This is a genomic window from Hymenobacter sp. AT01-02 (assembly GCF_000961955.2).
Taxonomy (GTDB): domain Bacteria; phylum Bacteroidota; class Bacteroidia; order Cytophagales; family Hymenobacteraceae; genus Hymenobacter; species Hymenobacter mucosus.
Genome location: NZ_JZIR02000238.1, coordinates 1 through 1,081, shown reverse-complemented (window position 1 = coordinate 1,081; position 1,081 = coordinate 1). Strand labels below are relative to the sequence as shown.

At 62.9% G+C, this 1,081-nt stretch carries 1 protein-coding gene and 1 pseudogene; both read right to left on the bottom strand.

Annotated features, from left to right (window positions below; genetic code table 11):
• Window positions 1-418: pseudogene (locus VI25_RS26195) on the bottom strand (hypothetical protein); the annotation flags it as partial.
• Between the two features lie 88 nt (window positions 419-506).
• On the bottom strand, window positions 507-1,081 hold a 575-nt coding region (locus VI25_RS26190), incomplete at its 5' end, for a family 43 glycosylhydrolase (RefSeq protein WP_055562967.1).

Here is a 1,081-nt window from a genome sequence, read left to right as displayed (position 1 = left end):
GCGCAGCCACACGTGCGAACCTGTCTATGGGCGGTCGTTGCTGGCGCTGGTCGCCGTGCCGGTACTGTAGGTACCGCGTCTGCCCGTGCTGCATCACGCCCAGAGCAGCGTGGTCCTGCGAAAAATGGCACAGCCCGCTTTTCTGGCCGTCGGCCATGCGGGAAATATCCAGCTTCACCGTCACCTCGTTCGAATAGGAGCGGAAACACCGCTGCGTGAGCGTGTTGCCAGCGTACATCAGCTCGTCGTTTTTCAGCGGCGCATACGCTTTCAGCCGCAGCCAGCCGGCCCTTTCCTGCAGCGAGTACTTTTCCGGGCGCGGCTGGTAGTTCCATTGCCATTGCAGGGGCAAAGCGGTAGAGTCGAAATCGTCGCTGCGTGCCAGGGAGAAGCCCCGGCCGACATTGATAACGGGCATTCGGCCCTGCCAAGCCATCGTACCGAGGCCGCCCGGTAAGACCTGTCCGATGATGGGCCAGCCTCTAACCAGGTAACGGGCAGCAGGCTCACGACCCGGCCCGACCAGTCGCCCGAGCGTGGTGCGTCAGGAAGTACCACTTGCCATCGTTGGTTGGGATGAGTCCGCCCTGGTTGGGCTCCATGGCCTCGGTGCTGGGCAGGGCCAGTTGTTTTTCTTCGCGGTAGGGGCCGGTTATCTTCTTGGCGCGCTTAGCCATTACGTACCGCCCCACTCCGTTCTTATGCTCGCTGAATACCAGGTAGTACCACTTGCCCACTTTCAGCAGCTTGCTGGCTTCCCGCCCCGAGCCTTCGTTGACCAGGATGGCCGAAGCGCGGTCCAGCGTCTTGTTATCCGGTAGCAACCGGAAGAGGTAGGTTTTGTAGTGGTCGGCGAAGTGCGTACCCACCAGCCACCCCTGTCCTTTTTCGTCCCACAGCACCGAGCAGTCGTCCCAGCCGGACTCGGCCAGCACCGGGCTCAGCCGCTCCCAGGGGCCGGCCGGGCGCGGGGCCGAGGTCATGAAGTAGCCTTCCTCGGGCGTACCAAAGTAGATGTAGAAGCGGCCGTTGTGGTGCCGGATGGTGCCGGCCCAGATGCCCCGTCCGTAGCGGTTCATTT